The 24384-nt window shown below is 39.0% G+C and carries 28 protein-coding genes, 1 pseudogene and 1 riboswitch; of the genes and pseudogenes, 23 read left to right on the plus strand and 6 right to left on the minus strand.

Annotated features, from left to right (window positions below; all coding sequences use genetic code 11):
• The first annotated feature begins 17 nt into the window (after positions 1 to 17).
• The 15 genes from BLR86_RS11435 (at position 18) to BLR86_RS26415 (ending at position 14824) form a co-directional block, all read left to right on the plus strand.
• Complete coding sequence (locus tag BLR86_RS11435) at positions 18 to 1334, plus strand: O-acetylhomoserine aminocarboxypropyltransferase/cysteine synthase family protein (RefSeq protein ID WP_090761458.1); 1317 nt, start codon at positions 18 to 20, stop codon at positions 1332 to 1334.
• A gap of 133 nt (positions 1335 to 1467) precedes the next feature.
• Positions 1468 to 1576: riboswitch (SAM riboswitch) on the plus strand.
• Between the two features lie 141 nt (positions 1577 to 1717).
• Positions 1718 to 2743 (plus strand): methionine ABC transporter ATP-binding protein, encoded by a 1026-nt coding sequence (locus tag BLR86_RS11440; protein WP_090761460.1) that lies wholly within the window; start codon positions 1718 to 1720, stop codon positions 2741 to 2743.
• Positions 2736 to 3401, plus strand: a complete 666-nt coding sequence (locus BLR86_RS11445; protein ID WP_090761462.1) for a methionine ABC transporter permease — start codon at positions 2736 to 2738, stop codon at positions 3399 to 3401. The genes BLR86_RS11440 and BLR86_RS11445 overlap by 8 nt, the downstream gene beginning before the upstream one ends.
• Positions 3402 to 3419: 18 nt before the next feature.
• On the plus strand, positions 3420 to 4247 hold the full coding sequence (locus BLR86_RS11450; protein ID WP_090761464.1) for a MetQ/NlpA family ABC transporter substrate-binding protein: 828 nt from the start codon (positions 3420 to 3422) through the stop codon (positions 4245 to 4247).
• A gap of 412 nt (positions 4248 to 4659) precedes the next feature.
• On the plus strand, positions 4660 to 5445 hold the full coding sequence (gene sufC / locus BLR86_RS11455) for a Fe-S cluster assembly ATPase SufC (protein WP_090761466.1): 786 nt from the start codon (positions 4660 to 4662) through the stop codon (positions 5443 to 5445).
• Positions 5446 to 5462: 17 nt separating this feature from the next.
• Complete coding sequence (sufD, locus tag BLR86_RS11460; RefSeq protein WP_090761467.1) at positions 5463 to 6773, plus strand: Fe-S cluster assembly protein SufD; 1311 nt, start codon at positions 5463 to 5465, stop codon at positions 6771 to 6773.
• Positions 6773 to 8002, plus strand: coding sequence for a cysteine desulfurase (locus tag BLR86_RS11465; protein WP_090761469.1), 1230 nt, complete (start codon positions 6773 to 6775; stop codon positions 8000 to 8002). The genes sufD and BLR86_RS11465 overlap by 1 nt, the downstream gene beginning before the upstream one ends.
• On the plus strand, positions 7992 to 8423 hold the full coding sequence (gene sufU / locus BLR86_RS11470) for a Fe-S cluster assembly sulfur transfer protein SufU (RefSeq protein WP_090761471.1): 432 nt from the start codon (positions 7992 to 7994) through the stop codon (positions 8421 to 8423). Before BLR86_RS11465 ends, sufU begins: the two co-directional genes overlap by 11 nt.
• Positions 8424 to 8478: 55 nt before the next feature.
• A complete protein-coding gene (sufB, locus tag BLR86_RS11475; RefSeq protein WP_090761473.1) occupies positions 8479 to 9876 on the plus strand; it encodes a Fe-S cluster assembly protein SufB in 1398 nt (465 codons plus the stop codon).
• A 159-nt stretch (positions 9877 to 10035) separates the two neighbouring features.
• Positions 10036 to 10881 carry a DUF72 domain-containing protein gene (locus BLR86_RS11480; RefSeq protein WP_090761475.1) on the plus strand — a complete coding sequence of 282 codons (846 nt, stop codon included), beginning with the start codon at positions 10036 to 10038 and terminating at the stop codon, positions 10879 to 10881.
• Between the two features lie 302 nt (positions 10882 to 11183).
• Entirely contained in the window at positions 11184 to 12005 is an 822-nt protein-coding gene (locus BLR86_RS11485; RefSeq protein ID WP_090761477.1) for a sulfite exporter TauE/SafE family protein, read from the plus strand.
• Between the two features lie 50 nt (positions 12006 to 12055).
• Positions 12056 to 13402: a bifunctional metallophosphatase/5'-nucleotidase gene (locus BLR86_RS11490; RefSeq protein ID WP_090761478.1), complete on the plus strand. Its 1347-nt coding sequence runs from the start codon at positions 12056 to 12058 to the stop codon at positions 13400 to 13402.
• Between the two features lie 72 nt (positions 13403 to 13474).
• Complete coding sequence (locus BLR86_RS11495) at positions 13475 to 13777, plus strand: YunC family protein (protein WP_090761480.1); 303 nt, start codon at positions 13475 to 13477, stop codon at positions 13775 to 13777.
• A gap of 90 nt (positions 13778 to 13867) precedes the next feature.
• Positions 13868 to 14623, plus strand: a complete 756-nt coding sequence (gene yunB, locus BLR86_RS11500; RefSeq protein WP_090761482.1) for a sporulation protein YunB — start codon at positions 13868 to 13870, stop codon at positions 14621 to 14623.
• Positions 14624 to 14686: 63 nt separating this feature from the next.
• The gene (locus BLR86_RS26415) at positions 14687 to 14824 is read left to right on the plus strand and encodes a hypothetical protein (RefSeq protein ID WP_217642379.1); all 138 of its coding nucleotides are present in this window, start codon (positions 14687 to 14689) and stop codon (positions 14822 to 14824) included.
• A 377-nt stretch (positions 14825 to 15201) separates the two neighbouring features.
• On the opposite strand, the gene BLR86_RS11505 is transcribed toward BLR86_RS26415, so the two are convergent.
• Entirely contained in the window at positions 15202 to 16149 is a 948-nt protein-coding gene (locus tag BLR86_RS11505) for a M23 family metallopeptidase (protein WP_090761715.1), read from the minus strand.
• A 203-nt stretch (positions 16150 to 16352) separates the two neighbouring features.
• Between BLR86_RS11505 and lipA the strand changes: the two genes are divergently transcribed.
• Entirely contained in the window at positions 16353 to 17273 is a 921-nt protein-coding gene (gene lipA, locus BLR86_RS11510) for a lipoyl synthase (RefSeq protein ID WP_090761484.1), read from the plus strand.
• Positions 17274 to 17463: 190 nt separating this feature from the next.
• Here lipA and BLR86_RS11515 read toward each other — a convergent pair whose 3' ends face one another.
• Entirely contained in the window at positions 17464 to 18105 is a 642-nt protein-coding gene (locus BLR86_RS11515) for a YhcN/YlaJ family sporulation lipoprotein (RefSeq protein ID WP_254782306.1), read from the minus strand.
• A 115-nt stretch (positions 18106 to 18220) separates the two neighbouring features.
• On the opposite strand from BLR86_RS11515, the gene BLR86_RS11520 reads away from it, so the two are divergent.
• Entirely contained in the window at positions 18221 to 18496 is a 276-nt protein-coding gene (locus BLR86_RS11520) for a YutD family protein (RefSeq protein ID WP_090761486.1), read from the plus strand.
• A gap of 27 nt (positions 18497 to 18523) precedes the next feature.
• Here BLR86_RS11520 and BLR86_RS11525 read toward each other — a convergent pair whose 3' ends face one another.
• Positions 18524 to 18808, minus strand: a complete 285-nt coding sequence (locus tag BLR86_RS11525) for a cytosolic protein (RefSeq protein ID WP_090761488.1) — start codon at positions 18806 to 18808, stop codon at positions 18524 to 18526.
• A 47-nt stretch (positions 18809 to 18855) separates the two neighbouring features.
• Positions 18856 to 19122 (minus strand): DUF3055 domain-containing protein, encoded by a 267-nt coding sequence (locus tag BLR86_RS11530; protein ID WP_090761491.1) that lies wholly within the window; start codon positions 19120 to 19122, stop codon positions 18856 to 18858.
• A gap of 486 nt (positions 19123 to 19608) precedes the next feature.
• On the opposite strand from BLR86_RS11530, the gene BLR86_RS11535 reads away from it, so the two are divergent.
• Complete coding sequence (locus BLR86_RS11535; protein WP_090761493.1) at positions 19609 to 20043, plus strand: DUF86 domain-containing protein; 435 nt, start codon at positions 19609 to 19611, stop codon at positions 20041 to 20043.
• A gap of 89 nt (positions 20044 to 20132) precedes the next feature.
• Entirely contained in the window at positions 20133 to 20897 is a 765-nt protein-coding gene (locus tag BLR86_RS11540; protein ID WP_090761495.1) for a TIGR01457 family HAD-type hydrolase, read from the plus strand.
• Positions 20898 to 21048: 151 nt separating this feature from the next.
• On the opposite strand, the gene BLR86_RS11545 is transcribed toward BLR86_RS11540, so the two are convergent.
• Positions 21049 to 21549 carry a phosphatidylglycerophosphatase A family protein gene (locus BLR86_RS11545; RefSeq protein ID WP_090761497.1) on the minus strand — a complete coding sequence of 167 codons (501 nt, stop codon included), beginning with the start codon at positions 21547 to 21549 and terminating at the stop codon, positions 21049 to 21051.
• A gap of 185 nt (positions 21550 to 21734) precedes the next feature.
• Between BLR86_RS11545 and yutH the strand changes: the two genes are divergently transcribed.
• Entirely contained in the window at positions 21735 to 22763 is a 1029-nt protein-coding gene (gene yutH / locus BLR86_RS11550) for a spore coat putative kinase YutH (RefSeq protein ID WP_254782307.1), read from the plus strand.
• 45 nt (positions 22764 to 22808) lie between these two features.
• Here yutH and BLR86_RS11555 read toward each other — a convergent pair.
• Positions 22809 to 23033, minus strand: a pseudogene (locus BLR86_RS11555) (NifU family protein); the annotation flags it as partial.
• A 170-nt stretch (positions 23034 to 23203) separates the two neighbouring features.
• On the opposite strand from BLR86_RS11555, the gene BLR86_RS11560 reads away from it, so the two are divergent.
• The 3 genes from BLR86_RS11560 (at position 23204) to BLR86_RS11570 (ending at position 24373) form a co-directional block, all read left to right on the plus strand.
• Complete coding sequence (locus BLR86_RS11560) at positions 23204 to 23530, plus strand: YuzD family protein (protein WP_090761503.1); 327 nt, start codon at positions 23204 to 23206, stop codon at positions 23528 to 23530.
• Between the two features lie 159 nt (positions 23531 to 23689).
• Positions 23690 to 23929: a YuzB family protein gene (locus BLR86_RS11565; protein WP_090761506.1), complete on the plus strand. Its 240-nt coding sequence runs from the start codon at positions 23690 to 23692 to the stop codon at positions 23927 to 23929.
• Between the two features lie 78 nt (positions 23930 to 24007).
• Positions 24008 to 24373 (plus strand): HesB/IscA family protein, encoded by a 366-nt coding sequence (locus BLR86_RS11570; protein WP_090761508.1) that lies wholly within the window; start codon positions 24008 to 24010, stop codon positions 24371 to 24373.
• Positions 24374 to 24384: the final 11 nt, after the last annotated feature.

The following is a 24384-nucleotide window of genomic DNA, read 5'->3' on the forward strand; positions in this document are numbered from 1 at the left end:
TTAAAGGAGTGGTTAGGATGGGAGAAAATCAAAAGAATTATCGTTTTGAAACATTGAGTGTTCATGGTGGGTTAGGACCAGATCCAGTTACAGGAGCTCGTGCAGTACCGATTTATCAAAATAATGCCTATCAATTTAAAAATACTGAGCATGCTGCAAATCTTTTTGCTTTGAAGGAGTCAGGATACATATATACGCGAATCCATAACCCAACTACAACTGTTTTCGAGGAAAGAGTTTCCTTATTGGAAGGTGGAGTAGGTGCACTAGCGGTAGCAAGCGGTATGGCTGCGATTACGCTGGCTATTTTAAATATTGCAGAAGCTGGTGATGAAATCGTTTCTGCTTCTAATTTATATGGTGGAACATACAACTTATTTGCCGTTACTCTACCGAAATATGGTATAAACGTAAAGTTCGTAGATCCAGAAGATCCAGAAAATTTCCGTGCTGCTATCAGTGAAAAAACAAAAGCTGTATTTGCGGAGACAATTGGTAATCCATCTTTAAGAATCCTTGATATTGAAAAAGTAGCAGATATAGCCCATGAAGCAGGGGTTCCACTGATTATCGACAACACATTTGCTACCCCGTATCTTTGCCGACCAATTGAATATGGCGCGGACATCGTTGTTCATTCAGCAACAAAATGGCTGTTAGGAAATGGAACATCAACAGGCGGGATCATTGTCGATGGAGGAAAGTTCGACTGGAATTCACCGAAATTCCCTGGCTTCACTACTCCTGACGCGAGTTATCATGACTTGGTTTACGCTGAAGCACTTGGTGCTGTAGCGTATATCATTAAGGCACGAGTACAGCTATTGCGTGACCTTGGACCTGCTTTAAGCCCGCAAAATGCTTTTCAATTCACTCTGGGGCTTGAAACTCTTCATGTACGGATGAAAGAACATGTGGCGAATACTAAGGTAGTTGTTGATTATTTAGTCAATCATCCTGCTGTAGAATGGGTATCTTACCCAGGACACTCATCACACCCTGATTATGAATTGGCAGGCAAATATTTACCAAAAGGCGCAGGTTCTATGATTGTTTTTGGTATTAAAGGTGGAAGAGAAGCAGGAGCAAAGTTAATTGATTCAATCACACTATTTGCCCATGTTGCGAATGTTGGCGATGCGAAAAGTTTAATTATCCATCCAGCAAGCACTACTCATCAGCAACTTGATGCCGAAGGACTAAAAGCAGCCGGTGTTTCAGATGACTTGATTCGACTTTCCATTGGAATTGAAAATGTAGAGGACCTCATTGAAGACCTTGAGGCAGCAATTGGGGCTGCTACAGGTGTTGCTTCACAAAAAGAAAATGCATAAATGGGATTAAAAATTTATTCGAAATATCTAGAATATTTGGTTGACACTACTTCTAATCAATGTTAGTATTACACTCATACTTAATCAAATGCTTTAATCCTTGAACGTATTAATTGAATATAGAATGCTATAGCTCTTATCAAGAGAGGTGGAGGGATGTGCCCGATGAAGCCCGGCAACCGTCAATATTATTATTGAAATGGTGCCAATTCACACAAAGCGATTGCTTTGGGAGATGGGAGAAAGGTCTTTATTTATGATGCCTTTCTGCCCATGCAGAAAGGCTTTTTAATTTTTCTACAATAAGAATGTTTTTCTGAAAACAGTCAAACCATAAATAAAGCTGGAATTATTATTTTATTGGATAAGAAGTAGGTGATGAAATGATTACTATAAAAAATGTTGGTAAAGTTTTTCCTACGAGTCAGGGGCAGGTAAAAGCTGTCGATGCTGTAAATTTAGAAATAACAGAGGGAGAAATTTTTGGAGTTATTGGATATAGTGGTGCAGGGAAAAGTACTTTAATAAGAATGCTTAATGGTTTGGAACTCCCGACAGAGGGAACTGTTACTGTAGCGAATCGGGTTATTTCAAAAATCAGGGGCAGCGAGCTTCGGAAAGCCCGGCAGGAAATTAGTATGATCTTTCAGCATTTTAACTTGCTTTGGTCGAGGACCGTTAGTGAAAATATCGCTTTTCCTTTAGAAATCGCTGGGGTAAATGGATCGCAAAGAAAGAAAAGGGTTGCTGAACTAATTAAGCTGGTAGGTCTTGAAGGAAGAGAAAATGCTTATCCATCACAGCTTAGCGGTGGACAAAAGCAACGGGTTGGTATTGCAAGAGCACTTGCCAATAACCCAAAAGTACTGCTTTGTGATGAAGCAACATCCGCTCTTGATCCGCAAACAACCGATTCTATTTTGGAATTGTTAGTAGATATCAATAAACGTCTTGGTTTAACAATCGTCTTAATTACCCATGAAATGCATGTCATTCGCAAAATCTGCCATAGAGTTGCGGTGATGGAAAGTGGAAAAATCGTTGAACTTGGTTCGGTTTTGGACGTGTTTAAACATCCACAGCAGCCAATTACGAAACGATTTGTCCAGCAGGTTACTGAACCTGAAGAAACCAGAGAAACAATTGAACACTTACTTGAACTTTTTCCACAAGGAAAAGTGGTACAGCTTTCGTTTGTTGGGGAATCAACAGAACAGCCTTTGATCACAAACATCATCCGAGATTTCGATATTATTGTAAATATTCTTCAAGGGAAAATTTCGCACACGCAAAACGGATCTTATGGAACATTATTTATCCACATGGATGGACTAGCGACCGAAATACAGAAAGCCATTGATTATATTCATTCACAGCATGTTGGAGTGGAGGTGATCAGTAATGGCTGACGGTTTGGTAATGGTACAATGGGAAAAGTTACTAGAGGCAACGCGTGAAACCATTTATATGACTTCCATTTCAGTGTTTGCCACATTTGTTTTAGGGTTGCTTCTTGGCCTGCTGTTATTTTTAACGGCGGAAGGGAATTTATGGGCGAATCGGACTGTAAATGTCATCATTGGAAGCTTTGTCAATATTTTCAGATCGATCCCGTTTATTATTTTAATCATTTTATTAATTCCGTTTACAAAATTATTACTTGGGACTATCCTCGGTGCAAATGCAGCCCTGCCGGCGCTTATTATTGGCGCAGCACCTTTTTATGCACGTATGGTAGAAATTGCTCTTAGGGAAATAGATAAAGGTGTTATTGAGGCATCGCAATCGATGGGGGTCACACATGGTCAGCTTATTTTTAAGGTCTTAATACCTGAATCTATGCCGGCGTTAATTTCAGGGATTACAGTCACAGCTATTTCGCTAGTGGGCTTTACAGCAATGGCCGGGGTCATTGGAGCCGGCGGGCTCGGACATTTTGCCTACCTTGAAGGTTTTCAGCGCAACAGACCAATCGTAACGCTAGTCGCAACGATTGCGATATTAATTTTGGTTTTTATCATCCAATTTATTGGAGATTATTTTACAAAGAAAACAGATAAACGATAACAGAGGGAGAGTAAGAAGATGAAAAAATTAATTAGTTTTATAGTAGTAACCATTTTAGCGATTACATTAACTGCCTGCGGTGGTGGAAAAGACGATTCATCAGATAATGCTGGTAACAAGAAATTAGTTGTTGGTGCATCTGCTGTACCACATGCGGAAGTGCTAGACGCGGCGAAACCATTATTAAAGGAAAAAGGCATTGATTTAGAAGTACAGGTTTTCCAAGACTATATTCTTCCAAACGTAACGTTAAGGGATAAAGACCTTGATGCAAACTATTTTCAAACACCAGGATACTTAGCTTTACAAATGAAAGAAAATAAGGATTTTGATTTTGTAAGTGTTGGTGAAATTCATAAAGAACCGATTGGCATTTATTCAAAAGAATTCAAAAGCTTGAAAGACCTTCCAAATGGCGCAAAAATTATTATGAGTGATTCACTAAGTGATCATGGACGTATTTTACCGATTTTTGAAAAGGAAGGTTTAATTAAGCTTAAAGCCGGCGTTGGCGCAAATGCAAGAGTTGAGGATATTATTGACAATCCAAAGAATCTTGATTTCTCAACATTAATTGAAGCAAAATTATTAGCTACTTCATTCGAAAGTGGTGAAGGTGATGCGGTCGTTATTAATACGAACTACGCATTAGAAGGCAATGTTGACATTGGGAAGTATGGAATTGCCTTTGAAGGTGATGATGTTGTACCAGCTAATCTTGTAGTTGTCCGTTCAGAGGACAAGGACCGCGAAGAAATCAAGGCACTTGTTGAAGTCCTTCACTCAAAGGAAATCAAAGACTTCATTCTTGAAAAATACCAAGGTGCCGTAACGGTATCTGAATAAGAAATAATATAGAAGAAAGATGAAAGTCAGTGATTTGAAACTCACTGGCTTTCTTTCATTTATAAAGATGAGTATAAGCAACTAAGATAGGTAAAAATAGGCAAGATATAATCCGGTCAATATCTTGGCAAAATAGAGACAAGTACGTTATGATTTTAGGCGTACCTGAATACATAAAATGATTCTTTGAATTAATATAGTACCAAACTACCTTGTAGAAATTCATTCTCACTTGGATTGTGTTGAGTGAAAATAAAGTTTCTTTTGTATTCATAAAAGTTATTACTGTTTATGAGTTGCTAACAGATTCGATTTGTTATAAGATTGTAATGAGAATAAAGTGAGAATAGAATTTTGGGGCCGAGAGTTTGAGGCTTACAAGATACAAAATTATCTTTGCGGAGGTATATATATGGCTGGGTCAACATTAACGATCAAAGATTTACATGTAGAAATTGACGGAAAAGAAATTTTAAAAGGTGTAAACCTTGAAATAAAAGGTGGAGAAATCCACGTAATCATGGGACCAAACGGAACCGGTAAATCAACTTTATCTTCTGCAATCATGGGTCATCCAAAATATGAAGTGACGAGCGGAAATATTACATTAGATGAGCAAAATGTACTTGAAATGGAAGTAGATGAGCGTGCACGTGCGGGTCTATTTTTAGCGATGCAATATCCAAGTGAAATCAATGGCGTAACCAATGCCGATTTCTTACGTTCAGCTCTAAATAGCCGCCTTGGTGAAGGTAATGAAATCTCGCTTATGAAATTCATCAGAAAAATGGATAAGCAAATGGAATACCTTGAGATGGATCTTGATATGGCACAACGTTATTTAAATGAAGGATTCTCTGGCGGAGAGAAAAAGCGTAATGAAATCCTGCAATTAATGATGCTAGAGCCTAAAATTGCGATTTTAGACGAAATTGACTCTGGGTTAGATATTGATGCCCTTAAGGTTGTTTCAAAGGGAATCAATCAAATGCGCGGCGAAGAGTTTGGCTGTCTAGTTATTACTCACTATCAACGACTTTTAAATTATATCACTCCTGACTATGTGCATGTTATGATGCAGGGCCGTATTGTAAAATCAGGCGGACCGGAACTAGCACAACGTTTAGAAGCAGAAGGATATGACTGGATCAAACAAGAGCTAGGAATTGAAGATGAAACGGTTGGGCAAGAAGCGTAAGAGTTAGGAGGATAATCATGACAACAGAAACGAATTTATCGTTTGATAAAGATTTTGTTCGTTCTTTTTCAAAAGAAATGAACGAGCCTGTGTGGATGGAAGAAATTCGTCTTAAAGCATTAGAACTGAGCGAAACCCTTCCGATGCCAAGACCTGATAAAACAAAAATTGATAAGTGGAATTTCACACAATTTAGCAGACATACCGTAAGCAGTGAAGGTTTCGCATCTCTTACAGAGCTTCCCGCAGAGGTAAAAGCATTAATTGGTGATGAGGATTCCGCAAAAAATCTCTATATTCAACGCAATCATACACCTGCATATATTTCTTTAACAGAGGAATTAAAAGGGCAAGGGGTTATTTTTACGGATATTTATACAGCAGTCCGTGAGCATAGTGAACTTGTACAAAAATACTTTTTAACAGATGCTGTTAAAATGGACGAACACCGTTTGATTGCCTTAAATGCTGCACTTGTAAATGGTGGTGCTTTCTTATACATTCCTAAAAATGTAGAAATTAAAGAGCCTATCCATTCGATTTATTTACACGACAATCCTGAAACAAATCTTTTCAATCATGTGATTGTCGTTGCCGACGATAATAGCTCCGTTACGTATGTAGAAAACTATCTATCCACTCTTGAGTCTGCTGATAGTGTTTTTAATATCGTGACTGAAGTAATCGCTAAGGCGGGTGCTAAAGTCCAATATGGTGCTGTTGATACCCTTGCTAAGGGAATAACAACTTACGTAAATCGTCGTGGGTCAGCTGGAAGAGATGCTCGGATTGAATGGGCACTAGGGTTAATGAACGAAGGAAATACGATATCAGAAAATACTACTAACCTAATGGGTGATGGTGCTTTTGGTGATACTAAAACGGTTGTTGTAGGTCGTGGAGAACAAACACAAAACTTTACAACAAAGGTCGTTCACTATGGCAAAAACACTGAAGGTTATATCTTAAAACATGGGGTCATGAAGGATAGTGCATCTTCTATATTTAATGGAATCGGTCATATTCTACATGGTGCTTCGAAATCCAATGCAGAACAGGAATCACGTGTGCTAATGTTGAGTGAAAAAGCCCGTGGAGATGCCAATCCAATTCTACTTATTGATGAAGATGATGTAACCGCTGGCCACGCAGCATCCGTTGGACGTGTGGATCCTGTTCAACTTTATTACCTAATGAGTCGTGGAATTCCGAAAAAGGAAGCAGAACGTTTGGTCATTCATGGTTTCCTTGCTCCAGTCGTTAACCAGCTACCAATTGAAGGAGTTAAAAAGCAGTTAACTGAAGTGATTGAAAGGAAAGTACGATAATGAATGTCCTTGATATTCGTCGTCAATTCCCTATTTTAGATCAGGAAGTAAACGGGAAACCGCTAGTCTATCTCGATAGCTCTGCAACCTCTCAAAAGCCTATTCAGGTGATTGAGACCGTGGAAAAATATTATAAAGAAATCAATTCCAATGTCCATCGTGGTGTTCATACGCTCGGAACACATGCAACAGATGCTTACGAAGGGGCAAGGGAAAAGGTTCGTAAGTTTATAAATGCGAAATCAACTCAAGAAGTTATTTTTACTAGAGGTACCACTACTTCTATTAATACGGTTGCTGCAAGTTATGCAGCCGCAAATCTAACTGCTGGTGATGAAATTGTTATTACGTATATGGAACACCATAGCAACATTATTCCTTGGCAGCAGGTAGCCAAACGAACTGGAGCGGTGTTAAAGTACATTCCGCTTCAAGAAGATGGAACGATTTCTCTTGAGGATGTTCGTGCAACTGTTACGCCAAATACCCGTGTGGTTTCTGTGATGCAGGTATCAAACGTACTGGGAGTCATTAATCCGGTGAAGGAAATAGCAAAAATTGCTCATGAAAATGGGGCGATTATGGTAGTTGATGGGGCACAAAGTGCGCCACATATGAAAATAGACGTTCAAGATTTAGATTGTGATTTTCTAGCTTTTTCCGGACACAAGATGTGTGCACCTACAGGAATTGGTGTGCTTTATGGCAAAAAGCATTTATTAGAAAATATGGAGCCAATTGAATTCGGTGGAGAAATGATTGATTTTGTTCATTTACAGGAATCAACATGGAAAGAGCTTCCATGGAAGTTTGAAGCCGGAACTCCGATTATTGCAGGTGCAATCGGTCTCGGAGCTGCGATTGACTTTTTAAATGAGATTGGCTTAGAAAATATTGCCGAACATGAGCATAAGCTAGCTGCTTACGCATTGGATAAAATGTCTTCTATTCCTGGAATGACAATTTATGGACCACTAGATGCTGCCAAGCGTGCTGGCCTCGTTACTTTTAATATTTCGGATGTACACCCACATGATGTGGCTACGGTTCTTGATGCGGAAGGAATTGCTGTCCGCGCCGGACATCATTGTGCACAACCGCTGATGAAATGGCTGAAGGCCACAGCAACTGCTCGTGCAAGCTTTTATTTATACAACACAGAAGACGATATTGATAAGCTAGTTGAAGGACTTGTTAAAACAAAGGAGTATTTCAGCGATGTCTTCTAATTTAGATGCACTCTACCGTCAAGTTATTATGGATCACTATAAAAAGCCAAGGAACCGCGGGCTTTTAGAGGATGGCAGCCATACCATCAATATGAATAATCCTACTTGTGGCGACCGAATTCAATTGACTTTTAAGGTTGAAGACGGGATTGTCAAGGATGTACGTTTTGAAGGTGAAGGCTGTTCGATTTCGATGTCATCTGCTTCGATGATGACACAAGCTATTAAGGGGAAAAAAGTGGAGGAAGCGATTAGGCTTTCAAAGATTTTTTCCGATATGATTCAAGGTAAAGAGTATGATGATGAAATTGATTTAGGTGATATAGAAGCACTACAGGGTGTTTCAAAATTTCCGGCCCGGATTAAATGTGCTACGTTAGCATGGAAGGCAATGGAAAAAGGATTGAAGGAAGAGGAATAACAATAGAACAAAAAGGGATGATCCCTTTTTGTTTATGAAATGGAGGAACTCGACAATGGCGAAAAAAATGCCGGAAATCAGTGATTATAAATACGGTTTTGCCGATAAGGACGTTTCCATATTCCGTTCAAAACGTGGTTTGACAAGCGATATTGTTAAAGAGATTTCAAAGCTAAAGAATGAACCACAATGGATGCTTGATTTCCGATTAAAGTCATTAGAGCATTTTTATAAAATGCCAATGCCTCAATGGGGTGGAGATTTAGGTTCGTTAAATTTCGACGAAATCACTTATTATGTAAAACCATCTGAGAAATCGGAAAAATCTTGGGATGAAGTTCCTGAAGAAATTAAAGCAACATTTGACAAACTTGGGATTCCTGAAGCAGAGCAAAAGTATCTTGCTGGTGTATCTGCACAATATGAATCAGAGGTTGTTTACCATAACATGAAGGTAGAACTTGAAGATTTAGGTATCGTTTTTAAAGATACTGATTCTGCTCTTAGAGAGAATGAGGATATCTTCCGTGAGCACTTTGGAAAAACAATTCCACCGACAGATAATAAGTTTGCGGCCTTGAATTCTGCTGTTTGGTCTGGCGGTTCTTTCATCTATGTTCCACCTGGTATAAAAGTGGATACTCCATTACAAGCATACTTCCGAATTAACTCTGAAAACATGGGTCAATTTGAGCGTACATTAATCATTGTTGATGAAGGGGCACATGTTCATTATGTAGAAGGATGTACAGCACCTGTTTATACTACGAACTCACTTCATAGTGCAGTAGTTGAAATTGTAATTAAAAAAGATGCTTATTGCCGTTATACAACGATTCAAAACTGGGCAAACAATGTCTTTAACTTAGTTACTAAGCGTGCCGTTTGTGAAGCGAATGCAACCATGGAATGGATTGATGGTAATATCGGTTCAAAATTAACGATGAAATACCCAGCGGTTATCCTTAAAGGTGAAGGTGCTCGTGGTATGACATTATCGATTGCGATTGCAGGTAAAGGTCAGCACCAGGATGCTGGAGCGAAGATGATTCACTTAGCTCCAAATACATCTTCTACCATCGTTTCAAAATCGATCTCTAAGCATGGTGGTAAAGTTACCTATCGTGGTCAAGTTCATTTTGGACGTAAAGCAGATGGTGCCCGTTCAAATATCGAATGTGATACGTTGATTATGGATAATCAATCAACATCTGATACGATTCCATACAATGAAATCCTAAACGACAACATTTCACTTGAGCATGAAGCGAAGGTTTCGAAAGTATCTGAAGAGCAGCTCTTCTACTTGATGAGCCGCGGTATTTCGCAACAAGAAGCAACTGAAATGATTGTAATGGGCTTCATCGAGCCATTCACAAAAGAATTACCAATGGAATACGCAGTCGAAATGAACCGTCTCATAAAATTCGAGATGGAAGGCAGCATCGGTTAATAGATGTTGGTCCGCTTGCCCCCGTGGCAGGCGGATTTTTTCATTTTGAAGGAATACTGGCGTATGGGGAGAAATACTGGCGGATAGCGGAAAGTACTCTCGGATAGCGGAAATTAGAAACTAGGGGTATATTATTAGTATAGCTGTGAGGTGATAGAATTGATTTACATTGGTGTAACAGGTTGGGGAGATCAAGACAGTTTATATCCAGGTCCTATCTCTCCCAGGGATAAATTGAAAGAATATGCAGCTCATTTTCCAACAGTAGAAGTGGATGCAGCTTTTTATGCCATTCAACCGAAAAGGAATGCAGCAAAGTGGGTTAACGACACACCCTCCTCGTTTCAGTTCATTGTCAAAGCCTATCAAGGCATGACGGGACATCAGCGTGATGAAATTCCATTTGCTTCAAAACAAGAAATGTTTTGTGCCTTCAAAGAATCACTAGAACCTTACATAGAAGCAAACAAATTTGCAATGGCCCTTTTTCAATTTCCGCCATGGTTTGATTGTAAGCGGGAAAATGTTGAATACTTAAGATGGTGTAAAAAAGAAATGGGTGATTTATCATGTGCGCTGGAGTTCAGGCACCAGTCATGGTTTTTACCTAAGTACCGACAGCAAACACTTGATTTTATGAAAAAGGAAAAATGGATACATAGTATTTGTGACGAACCACAATCAGGTGAGGGATCAATCCCAACCATTTTAGAGGCAATTGATTCCGAAAAACTCCTCATTCGATTCCATGGACGTAACGTCCATGGCTGGCAAAAACGCCAAGATGCGGATTGGCGGGAAGTCAGATACCTCTATCGGTACAATCAACAAGAACTCCAAGAATGGGCAGAGGCAATTCGGAAATTAGCCCATGATTCTAAGAACGTCTATGTTCTCTTTAACAATAATTCTGGTGGAGATGCAGCAGATAACGCAAAAGAAATGATGAATCTTTTAGAATTAGAATATGAGGATCTTGCTCCGAGACAACTGGATTTATTTTAAAATAAGGCTCTGTTACAACTGAATGTTGATTTCACTCTGTTCGAAAAATAAGCGGAGAAATTCCGTTAATATAGGGAAATACCCATATTTCCCTTAAAATAAGGGGAGTTTTTCCGGTTATACGATCCAAATCGATGGATTTTGTCTTATTTAGAGCAGTTAATCGGAATATCTCCGCTTATATCTGCTTCTAAAGCCTCCACTATATACAATAACCGGAAATTCTCCGCCTATGAATTCTTATACCTACACGAAAATCAACAATGAATAATAACAGAGCCTAAAATAAAGGAGAAAACACGATGGAATGGATTATATTAGTTTTAATTGGAATTGCAGGTAGTTCCTTAGGCAGTTTAATTGGACTCGGCGGGGGGATTATTATTGTTCCATCCTTACTCTTTTTAGGCTCTCTATCTGCATTTGGCTACATATCACCGCAAACAGCAGTAGGGACCTCTCTTTTCACGATGATCTTTACTGGCCTTTCGTCGACGTTAGCTTATATGAAACACAAAACAGTTGATTATAAAAGCGGCTTGATTTTTCTAATTGGAAGTGGTCCTGGGAGCATTCTAGGCGCCTGGGTGACAGAAGTATTAAATTTAAAATCATTTAATTTATTTTTTGGTATTTTTATTATTTTCGTCTCGTTTGTCCTTTTATTAAAAGATAAGCTAAAGCCGATTCCATTCCGAAAAGACAAAGGGATAGTGAGGAGTTTTACCGATAACTCTGGGAAACTCTTTGAATATGGCTTTAACCCATTGGTGGCCGTTGTTATTTCATTTGTAGTCGGATTTTTATCGGGAATATTAGGGGTCGGTGGAGGCTCTTTAATGGTACCGACCATGATCCTTTTCTTTTTCTTTCCGCCTCATGTCGCTACAGCCACTTCGATGTTTATGATTTTACCAACATCCATTTTAAGTTCGATTACCCATATCACACTTGGAAATGTTGATTGGCTACTTGCCTTGGCACTCGTTCCTGGAGCATGGATTGGTGCGAAAGTAGGAGTCTATTTAAACACGAGGCTAAAAAGCAAAACAATTGTTTTATTATTACGAACCATATTAATAATCGTTGGCATACGATTAATTTATCAAGGTATTTTTGGTTAACAACAAGATTTACGAAAAGAGCCTTCACTAAAAAAGGATGCGAATCATGAATGGAATTCATTCACATATACCATACAAACGACCTTCATAGCCATTTAAAACGGTGGCCACGAAATCAGCACTTCCTAACAAGCAAAAGAACTCAACATGAAGCAGCTGGAGAAGATTTTTTTCTTTTTGACATTGGTGACTTTATTGACCGCTGGCACCCACTTTCCGAAGCGACTCAAGGGCAGGGAAATATAAAGTTGTTAAATGAGGCTGGCTATACAGCCGTTACAATTGGAAACAATGAAGGAATCAACTTCCCGTATGAAGGGTTAAATCATTTGTATGACAACAGGGATTTTGATGTAGTAGTTGCTAATCTCTACAATAGCAAGAATCAACATCCATCATGGCTAATACCTTATAAAATTTACCAGACAAAAAGTGGAACACGAATTGGCGTGATTGGGCTAACAGCTAATTTTTCGCTACTTTATGAACTTCTTGGCTGGAAGCTGACCAACCCTATAGAAGAGTTAAAGAGATGGATGGAACCTTTAAAAGAGGACGCGGATATTATCATCCTGCTTTCCCATCTCGGACTTAATCATGATGAACGAATAGCTGTAGTCTACCCAGAGATAGATGTCATTCTCGGCGGCCATACCCATCATGCACTACCCGAAGGAAAACAGGTAGGTCAGACACTTATAGCTGGTGCTGGTAAGCATGGTAGGTTTATTGGACAAGTGACACTACAGGTTGTTGACCGGAAACCAATTCATCAACAGGCGAAATTGTATAATGTCATGGAGCTTCCGGCAGTCCAAGATGAGAAAGCAGTGGCAAAGGAACTTTACCGAAAAGGAAAGAAATTATTAAATCAAACGATAACAACACTAACCAATGATTTGCCACATGATCCATTTCAAGAAACAGAGCTTTCGCAAATTTTATGCCGTGCACTAAGAGAGTGGTGCGATGCGGATTGTGCGTTTATTAATGGTGGCCTGATTTTGGGACCATTATCAGGAACAGTAACCGCATATGATTTGCTCACTATCTGTCCCCACCCAATCAACCCTTGTAAAATCTACCTGACAGGTAAGGAATTAACAGAGGTTTTACTTGAAACAAGAGATGAGAACTGGTCACAGCGACAAATTACAGGTCTTGGGTTTAGGGGAACGATTATGGGAATCAGTGTTTACGATGGGATAACGTTTGATGAGAACAACGTTATTTTTATCAATGGTATGGAACTAGAATTAGAAGGAAACTATACATTAGCCATTCCAGATATGTTTACCTTTGGACATTTTTTCAAAGAGATTTTTCCAAATAAGAAAAAGGAATATTTTCTTCCCGAGTTTCTGCGGGATTTATTAAAATGGAAATTAGAAAAGTAGTCCTAAAGGATAGTATATACACGCTTTTTCTATTTCTTTCATAAGTTGAAGGTATGGAAAGGAGTGTGTAAATTGATTGAGCTATCACCGGTAGAAATTAATGGTCACACGTTCTTGGCGGTTACTGTTTTATTACCAAAAACAACACTGCTCTCTGTTAGCAATGATAAAGGATATATCATGTGCGGTGCTTTAGATGTTGGTTTATTAAATGAGAAATTAAAGGATCGCAAAGTCATAGCCGCCAGAGCGGTGGGGGTAAGAACGATAGAACAGCTCCTTAATGCCCCAATGGAGTCTGTTACTGTCGAGGCGGAAAGCTTAGGCATAACAAAAGGTATGATTGGTAAAGATGCCCTGCTGAAAATGGTTTGAAAAGCTTGCACATTGGTGTAGGCTTTTTTTTACTTTGAAGGCTAGTTCGTTCTTTTTATGCATACATATAACATGTAAGGGGGGATTTTTTTGGCAAAGCTTCGTTTACGTCCTAGAAAACGGGGTCCGTTACCTTTCCGATATGTTTTGCTATTATCATTTGTGTTTTTTCTTTTGTCTACTGCACTTGGAATATGGTTGGTGAATAAAGGGATTGAACCTACGTTAATGAGTTATGCCGAATCTAAGACAAAACAAATTGCCTCACAGGTTATTAATAAGGCGATTAATAAAAAGACGGTTGAAGTGGGAGATGTCATCGCAATTGAGCCTGGACAGGGTGATGCCCAGCCAAGCGCTAGTCTTAAAACAGAAGTCATTAACCAGAAATTATCTGAAATTACCAATGAGATACAAAAGAACCTCAATGCAGCAGAAAAAGGGGATCTTGCCTCTTTAGAGCGTTTAACTGACGTCGATATTGAAGTGAATAGGGAGAAAGAGGATGGAATTGTTTGGAATGTTCCGTTAGGGCAGGCAACCAACATGGCGTTATTAGGAAATCTTGGTCCCAAGATACCAGTAAGGTTTCATGCGATTGGTGAAGTACGACCAGATGTAAAAATTAACCCGAAACCAATGGGGATCAATAATACTTGGATAGATGTTGCTATCCATTTAGAAGTTTCTGTACAAATCATTACCCCTTTTGCAACCAAGATTACCAGACTCGAACAGAATATTCCGGTGGGGGGAAGGTTGATTCAGGGGGAGGTACCACAATTTTATAATAATGGCGGTGGTGGGGTTACCCCTTCCATTCAGATACCGGCACCTAAAAATTAATAGGACTGTCAAAGGATAGCACTTCTAGGATGATGACCAAAATTCATTGAAAAAATCGTAAAAATGGTAATCATACCATCGATGATGACCAAAACACATGAAAAAATCGTTGAAATGGTCATCATACCATCGATGATGACCAAAATTCATGAAAAAAACATAAAGATGGTCATCATAAAGCTGATGATAGTAAACAAGTGAATTGTCCTTCATGAAGGGGATGAAGGACATTTCGTGCCGGGTGAACAAGTGAAATGTCTTTCATGAAGGGGATGAAGGACATTTCGTGCCGGGTGAACAAGTGGAATGTCTTTCATGAAGGGGATGAAGGACATTTCATGCCGGGTGAACAAGTGAAATGTCTTTCATGAAAGGGATGAAGGACATTTCATACCGGGTGAACAAGTGAATTGTCTTTCATGAAGGGGATGAAGGACATTTCGTGCCGGGTGAACAAGTGAAATGTCTTTCATGACCAAAACTCACAAAAAAAAATCATAAAAATGGTCATCATACCATCGCATGAGAATGGCTGTCGAGACTTTCTCGACAGCCTAAGGACTGTCAAAGGACAGTCCTTATTTTTTCTTCAATGCTTGTCTTTCTTGCTGCTTCCACAAACCTAAATGTGGAGTGGGGTCAAAGGACCATTCGGTATAACCATTGTCTTTATACATTCCATAGTGCAAATGAGGCGGGAATTTCCCTGATGTCCCTGGTGGACCATACCCAGAACTGCCGACACCACCAATCAAGGTACCGGGTTCAACGATTTGCCCTACTTTAAGGTCTTTAGCAAAGCCACTAAGGTGTGCAAAATAATGATACGTATTATTAATATCACGAATTCCAACTCGCCAGCCACCGAACTTATTCCAGCCCTTCATTTCTACAATTCCATAGTTTGTTGCTCGAACAGGAACACCGTAGCCTGCAAAAATATCTGTACCCTCGTGCATTCTTCTGCCACCCCAGCCCCTCGCATCACCCCAGGTACTGCGATAGCTGTGATTGCTTCGTATAGGTAAAGGGAAAACATGTTTATCTAAATCTAATCGACCGAAATGGCGGTATACCTTTGCCTTGTCAACGATAATACCAACGGTCTTGTCACGTTGATAATAGTTCCATAATCCAATTTTGATATTATCATGATCGATTCCGTATGAGAGAAGATAATTGGCAAACGCATATAAGACATCTTCATCACTTTTTAAGCTGGCTTTTCCATCCCCATCCCCGTCCACACCCATACCATTGAAAAATTGGATGATTGCGGGGTTTTCTTCTGCAGGATCGGGATTGGCAGCTCCTGCCCATTTTTCCGGAGTAAAATAGATACCAATCACACTTTCAGGTTTCGGTAAGTCCTTGCGAACCTGGCGAATATTTCTTTCGTATTGATCGATAGCTGCTAAATAATACCAAGGCAGTTGGGTAACGGTTTCCACCTTTTTATATAATTTCATTCTCTCTTGATACTCATCAGGACTTTTAGAATGAGCATCCCCAAGAGAAAGGCTCATAATTAAGAGGAAAGTTCCGATTATTAGAAAAACCCGCACAGAAATCCTCCTTCCGATTATTGTATGACTTTAGTTTATGATTTCTAGGCTATTTCATAATGGTCAATAATTGGAAATAGGCTATACAAAAGCTGGTCTGCTTGTCCTTGTCACAAAAAATATGGTAAAGTGACATGGAGCGATCACAGTAAGGAGTGAAAAAATTGAGCAGGAATGAAGAATATTTACGCAAACCTGACTGGTTAAAAATAAAATTAAATACAAATGAACATTATACAGGCCTGAAAAAAATGATGCGTGAAAAGAATTTACATACCGTATGCGAAGAGGCACGATGTCCGAATATCCACGAATGCTGGGCTGAAAGAAGAACCGCTACCTTCATGATTCTCGGTGACACTTGTACACGCGCCTGCCGCTTTTGTGCGGTTAAAACAGGACTCCCAACAGAATTAGACTTACAGGAACCAGAACGAGTAGCAGACTCCGTCCAATTAATGAACCTGAAACATGCTGTCGTTACTGCTGTAGCACGTGATGATTTAAAAGATGGTGGTGCAGCCGTTTTTGCTGAAACGGTTCGTGCAATCAGAAGGAAGAATCCTTTTACAAGCATTGAAGTCCTTCCTTCAGATATGGGTGGCAAGGAAGAAAATTTAGCTTTATTAATGGAGGCTAAGCCTGACATCTTGAATCATAATATTGAAACGGTAAAACGGCTGACTCCAAGAGTGAGAGCGCGAGCGAAGTATGACCGTTCACTTGAGTTCTTACGCAGAGCGAAAGAGATGCAGCCAACTATTCCTACAAAATCAAGCTTAATGGTTGGGCTGGGGGAAACAAAAGAAGAAATCATCGAGGTAATGGATGACCTTCGAGCAAATAATGTCGATATTATGACGATTGGACAATATCTACAACCGTCCAAGAGCCATTTAAAAGTAGAGAAATATTATCGTCCAGAAGAATTTGCAGAACTGCGTGACATTGCCCTCACAAAAGGGTTTAGTCACTGTGAGGCTGGCCCATTAGTACGTTCATCCTACCATGCAGATGAGCAAGTTAATGCAGCGGCAAAGCACAAACAATTGTTAGGTGAAACCGAAGAAGTAAAAGAAGCATAGAATGAAAAGCGGAAGCGCCTTGCTTAGGGGCGACAGGCATAAGACGAGTAGGCAGGAAGGTTGCTCTTTAACCTTCTTGACGGATTGCTTGTGACCCCGAGCCCCTAGGCGCTGTAGCTAGACAGGAAAAAAGAGTTCAGTCCTAAAATTGGCTGAACTCTTTTGTTTTAGACAGGTTTGGGAACGATGGTTAGCGACGATTATTTGTGTTCATCACATCATCACGTGTAGCACCATTTTCGTCTTCACTTTCGCTCATTCGATTACCCTGTGGAGACTTTTTCATTTGTTTAACTAAATTATCGACTGAATTTCTGGCATTTTTACTTGTTGAATCCATATTTGCAAGATTTTCTACATCGCGCATTAAGTTTTTATCGTCCGTTACATACACATGATAAAATCTCGGAACAACGGACATTGCCGTTTTTTTAACCTGGTCTGCTGTTTGGTTACGGTCCTTTGTATCAGAACTATAGGCAATGAGCACCTCCTGGTCTGTCACCAAAGTAGCCACATCATTTACATTTGGAATATCTGTGCTAAACTGACTAATAATATTGGCGACTTGTTCTCGGTTTACCGCTGAATAATGCTCCATACCACCACGGTCGTTCTGGATAGGACTTTTTTGATGACGAACAAAGCCATAATTGTCACTTACATTCCGAACACCTTGACTGCCACCTTCGTTATATAGTTCTTCTCGTTTATTATTAACATTTATTGTATCTCCACTTTTTTCATACACATCGCGATTAGCCATATCCTTTGAGCAGCCAGCAGCGAATAGAAGTAAACAAAATCCAATAATTATCGACCACTTTTTCACGTAATGCACCTCCTTTTTATAGAATTGCCAAATAACTGATTTTTTTTCTTAGTAATTGATGGTGAATCGGTTATAATGAAAGAAGGATTGACTGGTAAAATATTGAGGTGAGTACATGATCAGTATCAATGGTTCGACATATGAAATTGTGCAGGAACGCAGAGAGGCATTTAATGAGGAAGCCTTAAAGGCACGGTATAGTGAAATATTATCTAGATATGATTATATTGTTGGGGATTGGGGATATGGCCAGCTCCGGCTAAAAGGCTTTTTTGATGATCAGAATCAAAAGGCTACCTTTGATACCAAAATCAGTACATTAAATGAGTATTTGTATGAATATTGTAATTTTGGCTGTGCCTATTTTGTATTAAAAAGAGTGAAAAAGTAAAACAGCTCGCCCTAATGGCGAGCTGTTTTACTGATTATAAGGAGGCTGCTCGTCACTATCAGGGTCATCGTGTGTAGGGTGAGCACCATCCATTTGCCGAGGGATATTCTGATGAAAGGTTTTATCCTCATAATTAAAGTTGCTATAATATCGCTGCCCTTCTTGCCACGGAGTGCTTTTGTTCTCAACCGGTTCATCTTTACGAAAAGATGATCCATATGAACCCTCTGGAAATTCTTCTGCAGTTAAAAAGTTCTTTTGTTTTTCAACATTCGATAAATCAAAATAGTTCCTTGATTTTTTTTCGACCATATTATCACTCCTTTTGTTCTTATTATGTAAGAAGGAGTGATAAATAATTAAAGTAATTCTAACAAAAAGCTACGTAATTCTTCGGCATCCTCTTCATTCAATTGAAAAGCATATTCTAAATACCCTTCCTCTTTTAAATCATCCTCACCAATGATTGCAAAACGATTACCTTGAATATCGAGTACTAGATGCTTTCCAAAATGACGATCGGTTTTTACGATAGCCAAATCGAAGCGTTGATTGTCACCAACAAAGCTGACAAAACGTGTTTTTGTATCCTCTGTATCATCATATAAGAAAAAACGTTCTTTCATGTAGGTGTTCTCCTTTAGTTAATTTCTTCATCCTCTTTATAGTACCAAATAATAAGTCGGTGGGGGAATATTGAAGTAAATAGAATATTGTTAAAAGTTTACTGAAAGAAAGGCTCTTTCCTGAAAGATTATTAGAGGATTAACTTAATTACCACAAAGCCAGAAAAAACACGTTAACGGTCATCAGAGAAGCCAACTGATTACCACAAAGCCAGAAAAAGCACGTTAACGGTCATCAGAGAAGCCATCTGATTACCGTGAAGCCAGAAAAAACACGTTAACGGTCATCAGTGGTCGCTTGTAATTATGAAATTAACCTAGAAAGATCAGGGCTGCTATCTTCGGATCCTATAATGTGGACTGAAGTTAATAAAAGCAACGAAAATTGCGAAAACAGCATAAAGAAAAAACGAATACTGTCACATTGTGTTAGAATATACTTATTATTGTCGTAAGCTGCTTAATAATGAATGAGGAAGTGATGGTATGTACTTTGTAGACCGTGAAAAGTTGGAGCTAACATTGGTTTTCTTAGAAAAACAAATCCAGCTATTTTCAAGCCAGGAACGTTGGTCAACGCCGCTAGAAAAAGCAGCTTTGGAAAGAGTAACACATCTAGTGATTGAGTCGCTACTAGATGTGGGTAACGCAATCATTGATGGATTCATTATGAGAGACCCTGGGAGTTATGATGACATTATTGATATCTTAATCGATGAAAAGGTCATTACTGCTGAATCAGGAAAGAGCCTAAAAATACTTATCCAGAATCGTAAAGTACTCGTACAGTTATATACAGATATCGATCATATTGAACTTCAGAAGCAGTTTGTTGACAATATGAATGTGTTAGCATTATTTCCTAAAAATGTACGAGATTACATTAAGAATGAACTTGGTCCAGTATCAGCATTTAATTAATACGTTTCAAAAAGGATCGCCGCATGCGATCCTTTTTACATAATGAAAAGAAATGGGAACGGAAATGATACTTAATAGGAGTGATTAGCATGAAAAAGTATAAAGGTTATTTAATTGATCTTGATGGAACCATGTACAAAGGATCAGAAAAAATTGAGGCGGCTGGAGATTTTGTGAAAAAATTGAAGGAAAAGGATATTCCTTATTTATTCGTTACGAATAATTCTTCTAGAACTCCAGCCCAAGTTGCTCAAAAGTTGAGAGAATTTGATATTCCCGCGGAAGAAGATTTAGTATTTACAACTAGTCAGGCAACAGCTAATTATATCTATGACCAAAAGAAGGACGCTTCCGTATATGTGATTGGCGAAGAAGGAATTCGTAGCGCTTTGAATGAAAAGAAGTTTGCATTTAGTGGAGAAACCCCAGACTATGTTGTAATCGGTATTGACCGTGAGATAAGCTATGAAAAATTAGCCGTAGCCTGCCTAGCAGTCCGCAATGGAGCAATCTTCATCTCGACAAACGGAGATATAGCGATTCCGACCGAGCGGGGTTTGCTCCCTGGAAACGGATCGCTTACCTCTGTGATTGCTGTTTCGACCCAGACAAAGCCGATTTTTATCGGGAAGCCTGAATCAATCATCATGGAGCAGGCGTTAAAGGTTCTTGGCACCTCTAAAGAAGAAACGTTAATGGTTGGGGATTATTATGATACCGATATTTTAGCAGGGATGAATGCTGGGCTTGATACGCTATTGGTTCATACTGGAGTCACAACGAAGGAATTGCTTTCAGGGTATGATCGACAACCAACCTATGCTATTGACACACTAGATCAGTGGGAGCCGTAAGAAAAGGATGGAGCATTCAACTTTGAGAATTGTCTAGCTGCAGCGCCTAGGGGCTCGGGGTCATAAGCCAATCCGTCAGAAAGGTTAAAGAACAACCTTCCCGCCAGCTCGTCTTATGCCTGTCGCCCCTGATCAAGGCGCTTCCGCTTTTCTATTCAACATGAGCAGCCCGATGAGCAAGTCTGCTAGAAGCAGCAGCTGCAATCGCGCCGATGATATCATCTAAAAAGGTATGACATTCACCTGTAGATTTATCATTCAAATGTGCTAAGATTCCTGGTTTTTGCTTATCAATATATCCATAGTTTGTAAAACCAATCGAGCCGTACACATTCACAATCGACAATGCTAAAATTTCATCAACCCCATAAAGACTCTCATCGGTTTTGATAATCGATTGAATGGGTTCTTCCAACATTCCTTTTTCGGCAAGGATATCGAGCTGAATACCTGTAATAACGGCATTTTGGACTTCGCGTTTTGACAGCACGCGTTCAACATTGGCAATACAGTCTTCCATTTTTAAGTTTTTGTGGTATTTTTCCTGTAAGAAAAAGACTAAATCTGCAATATCCTGAATGTCGACGCCTCTTTCTTTAATCCATCTTCTTGCTGTTTCTTCTGTTAGATCCATTTTTTTATCTTCTGCCATCCAGATCACCTTTTTCTTGGAATTTTCACTATTCTTAATTCATAACATATTCACGGCCACTTGAAAAGGAACGAATGAATCAATACCCTCTTTACAGATTTCTCCTATCATGTTTTTCTTATACTTCTTGCTAAGAAGACAACAAGTTTTTTGGGCTACTACATATATATGACATAGGAGACGAAATGAGAAGAGGTGAGTGGATGTTGCAAAAATTGCTTGAAGTTAAATATGGAATACAAGTTGATGAATATCTTAAATTAGATTCCTACGACGCGCTGCGAAGCAATGGCTGGCTCTATTTGATTGCTAAACCTAACGGTAGGACAGTCGAGGATATAATTGAACTAGAGAAAATTGCGGATCACTTAAGGGAAACTGGTGATACCTATGTGCCTGCCTTTTTACCCGATAACGAAGGCAACGTTATCACAACGTGGGAGGAAAAACAGTATTGTGTACTGGCAAATCGACAAATGGATAAAAAAAACAAAGTGAAATTAGGACGAAAGTTAGCCAAATTTCATGAACGCGGAAAAACAGTGCCCTTTAAAATTGATAGATCAAGCAGGATCGGGCAATGGAAGCAATTATGGGAAAAGCGCCTTGATCAAATTGAAAAGGTATGGAGTGAGCTGATGTTTCAAACGCCAGAAGATGATTTTGAAAGAATGTTTATTGATTCATTCCCTTATTTTATTGGGCTTACAGAAAATGCGATTCAATATCTAGTAGATACTGAGTTAGATGACGAACCAAAAGAAGCCGATAGTGGAACAGTTTGCCATGAGCGGTTTTCAAAAAACTCATGGGGTGCCAATTATTCATTGAAGGATCCATTTGATTGGGTGTTTGATCATCGCAGTCGAGATCTTGCAGAATGGACGAGAGAGAGGTACTTTCTTAATACGCAAACATACGAAATCGATGTGAGGCAGTTTTTCAATGATTACCAAACTATTGGACCATTAACCTCTTTTTCGTGGCGGTTATTATTTTCACGTTTACTATTCCCGCTCCATTACTTTGAATGTATTGAAAATTACTATATAACTCGTTCAGAACAGGATAAAAAAATGTTAGAAGAACAGTTAAGTAAAATGTTAAAGCAATCAACTGAATATGAACGCTTTTTAGCTTACTTTTACCAAACAGTGGGTGCACCAATAAAACCATTAAAACTTCCCCAACTAGACTGGTTATCAATAAGATAATGAAAAAGCGATTGCTTGGCTAAGCAATCGCTTTTTCATTTATGATTAAAATACTTGTTCTACTTCAACAATGCCAGGAACTTCTTCTAAAAGTGCTCTTTCAATTCCTGCTTTAAGGGTAATCGTTGAGCTCGGGCAGCTTCCGCATGCGCCTAGTAAACGGAGTTTAACAATACCGTCCTCAATATCGACTAATTCACAATCTCCTCCATCGCGAAGAAGAAATGGACGTAATTTATCTAATACTTCCTGAACTTGCTCAAACATTTCTTGTACTTGTTCTGCCATTTTATATCGTCTCCTTTCCTTACCTTATATTATAATGTCATCGAGGGGAAAAATCCATTCTCATGAAATGGGAATTCGCACATTTACAACCATATTTGTGTGTTTAATAGTTTGAATGATGTAAAATAAAAGAAAAAGGCAGGTTGGATGGAATGACAAATACGACCGTTGAAATTATTCTTTATGGAGCAGAACAACTATGCCCAAGCTGTGTTAACTTACCTTCTTCAAAGGAAACATTTGAATGGCTTGAGGCAGCTATTTCTAGAAAGTTCCCTGAGCAGCTTTTTAAAATGACCTATGTTGATATTTTTCAACCGCCAAATGACAGTGAAAAAGAAAATTTTGCCAAAAGAGTGATTGAGGAAGATCTGTTCTATCCCGTTGTTGTCATTAAAGATAAAATAGTCGGGGAAGGGAACCCGAGGTTAAAAACAATCTTTGCTGAAATGGAAAAATACGGTTATATGGCGATATAAGAGAAGCATTCCTAGTTGATACTGGGATGCTTCTTTTTCGTCCTAGGGTGAAATAACAACAAATACGAAAGGGTTTATTGTCAATAGCACCTCCAAACATGGTATTTGACGATGCTGTAGAAAGATAGTAGGATAATAAGTTAATGAGAGGTGATAGCCATGATTCAGCCAATTATTGAATTTTGTATGAGTAATCTGGCCAGCGGTGCTCAAAAGGCTCTAGAGATATTAGAAAAAGACCCAAATCTCGATATCATTGAATACGGATGTCTCGGTTATTGTGGGAAATGTGCTTCTACCCTTTATGCTCTTGTAAATGGCGAGGTCGTATCTGGCAATACACCTGAAGAATTGGTCGAAAACATTTACCGATATTTGGATGAAAATCCAATGTTTTAATTATATGGTTTAATTAGTTGAGGACTTACCATTCAGTGTATATACTATAAGAAAGACCTCAAAAAGGAGGAGAAATAAATGAGTAACGATGTAGTTATTTTAACGGAAGCTGCGGCTCTTCAAATAAAAGAAATGATGAAACACAATGAAGAAGAAGGTGCTCTTTTACGCGTTAGTGTAAAAGGTGGAGGCTGCAGTGGTTTATCTTACGGTATGGGCTTTGACCATGAAGTGAAAGAAAACGATCTTCATTCCGTGCAACATGAAATTCAAGTCCTGATTGATAAAGAGGATGCTGCAATATTAAAGGGTACTAAAATTGATTATAAGCAATCCATGATGGGCGGCGGATTTACGATTGAAAATCCTAATGCGATCGCATCATGTGGCTGTGGTTCATCGTTTAGGACGGCTACAGCAACAGGAACACCTGAAGAATGCTAAAACAAAGCAAA

The organism is Bacillus sp. OK048 (genome assembly GCF_900103525.1).
GTDB lineage: Bacteria > Bacillota > Bacilli > Bacillales > Cytobacillaceae > Neobacillus.

Coding starts and splice junctions, on each gene's coding strand:
- BLR86_RS11435 (WP_090761458.1), top strand. CDS start 18: ATGGGAGAAAATCAAAAGAATTATCGTTTTGAAACATTGAGTGTTCAT.
- BLR86_RS11440 (WP_090761460.1), top strand. CDS start 1,718: ATGATTACTATAAAAAATGTTGGTAAAGTTTTTCCTACGAGTCAGGGG.
- BLR86_RS11445 (WP_090761462.1), top strand. CDS start 2,736: ATGGCTGACGGTTTGGTAATGGTACAATGGGAAAAGTTACTAGAGGCA.
- BLR86_RS11450 (WP_090761464.1), top strand. CDS start 3,420: ATGAAAAAATTAATTAGTTTTATAGTAGTAACCATTTTAGCGATTACA.
- sufC (WP_090761466.1), top strand. CDS start 4,660: ATGGCTGGGTCAACATTAACGATCAAAGATTTACATGTAGAAATTGAC.
- sufD (WP_090761467.1), top strand. CDS start 5,463: ATGACAACAGAAACGAATTTATCGTTTGATAAAGATTTTGTTCGTTCT.
- BLR86_RS11465 (WP_090761469.1), top strand. CDS start 6,773: ATGAATGTCCTTGATATTCGTCGTCAATTCCCTATTTTAGATCAGGAA.
- sufU (WP_090761471.1), top strand. CDS start 7,992: ATGTCTTCTAATTTAGATGCACTCTACCGTCAAGTTATTATGGATCAC.
- sufB (WP_090761473.1), top strand. CDS start 8,479: ATGGCGAAAAAAATGCCGGAAATCAGTGATTATAAATACGGTTTTGCC.
- BLR86_RS11485 (WP_090761477.1), top strand. CDS start 11,184: ATGGAATGGATTATATTAGTTTTAATTGGAATTGCAGGTAGTTCCTTA.
- BLR86_RS11490 (WP_090761478.1), top strand. CDS start 12,056: ATGGAATTCATTCACATATACCATACAAACGACCTTCATAGCCATTTA.
- BLR86_RS26415 (WP_217642379.1), top strand. CDS start 14,687: ATGGTAATCATACCATCGATGATGACCAAAACACATGAAAAAATCGTT.
- BLR86_RS11505 (WP_090761715.1), bottom strand. CDS start 16,149: ATGAGCCTTTCTCTTGGGGATGCTCATTCTAAAAGTCCTGATGAGTAT.
- BLR86_RS11520 (WP_090761486.1), top strand. CDS start 18,221: ATGATCAGTATCAATGGTTCGACATATGAAATTGTGCAGGAACGCAGA.
- BLR86_RS11525 (WP_090761488.1), bottom strand. CDS start 18,808: ATGGTCGAAAAAAAATCAAGGAACTATTTTGATTTATCGAATGTTGAA.
- BLR86_RS11530 (WP_090761491.1), bottom strand. CDS start 19,122: ATGAAAGAACGTTTTTTCTTATATGATGATACAGAGGATACAAAAACA.
- BLR86_RS11535 (WP_090761493.1), top strand. CDS start 19,609: ATGTACTTTGTAGACCGTGAAAAGTTGGAGCTAACATTGGTTTTCTTA.
- BLR86_RS11540 (WP_090761495.1), top strand. CDS start 20,133: ATGAAAAAGTATAAAGGTTATTTAATTGATCTTGATGGAACCATGTAC.
- BLR86_RS11545 (WP_090761497.1), bottom strand. CDS start 21,549: ATGGCAGAAGATAAAAAAATGGATCTAACAGAAGAAACAGCAAGAAGA.
- yutH (WP_254782307.1), top strand. CDS start 21,735: ATGAGAAGAGGTGAGTGGATGTTGCAAAAATTGCTTGAAGTTAAATAT.
- BLR86_RS11560 (WP_090761503.1), top strand. CDS start 23,204: ATGACAAATACGACCGTTGAAATTATTCTTTATGGAGCAGAACAACTA.
- BLR86_RS11565 (WP_090761506.1), top strand. CDS start 23,690: ATGATTCAGCCAATTATTGAATTTTGTATGAGTAATCTGGCCAGCGGT.
- BLR86_RS11570 (WP_090761508.1), top strand. CDS start 24,008: ATGAGTAACGATGTAGTTATTTTAACGGAAGCTGCGGCTCTTCAAATA.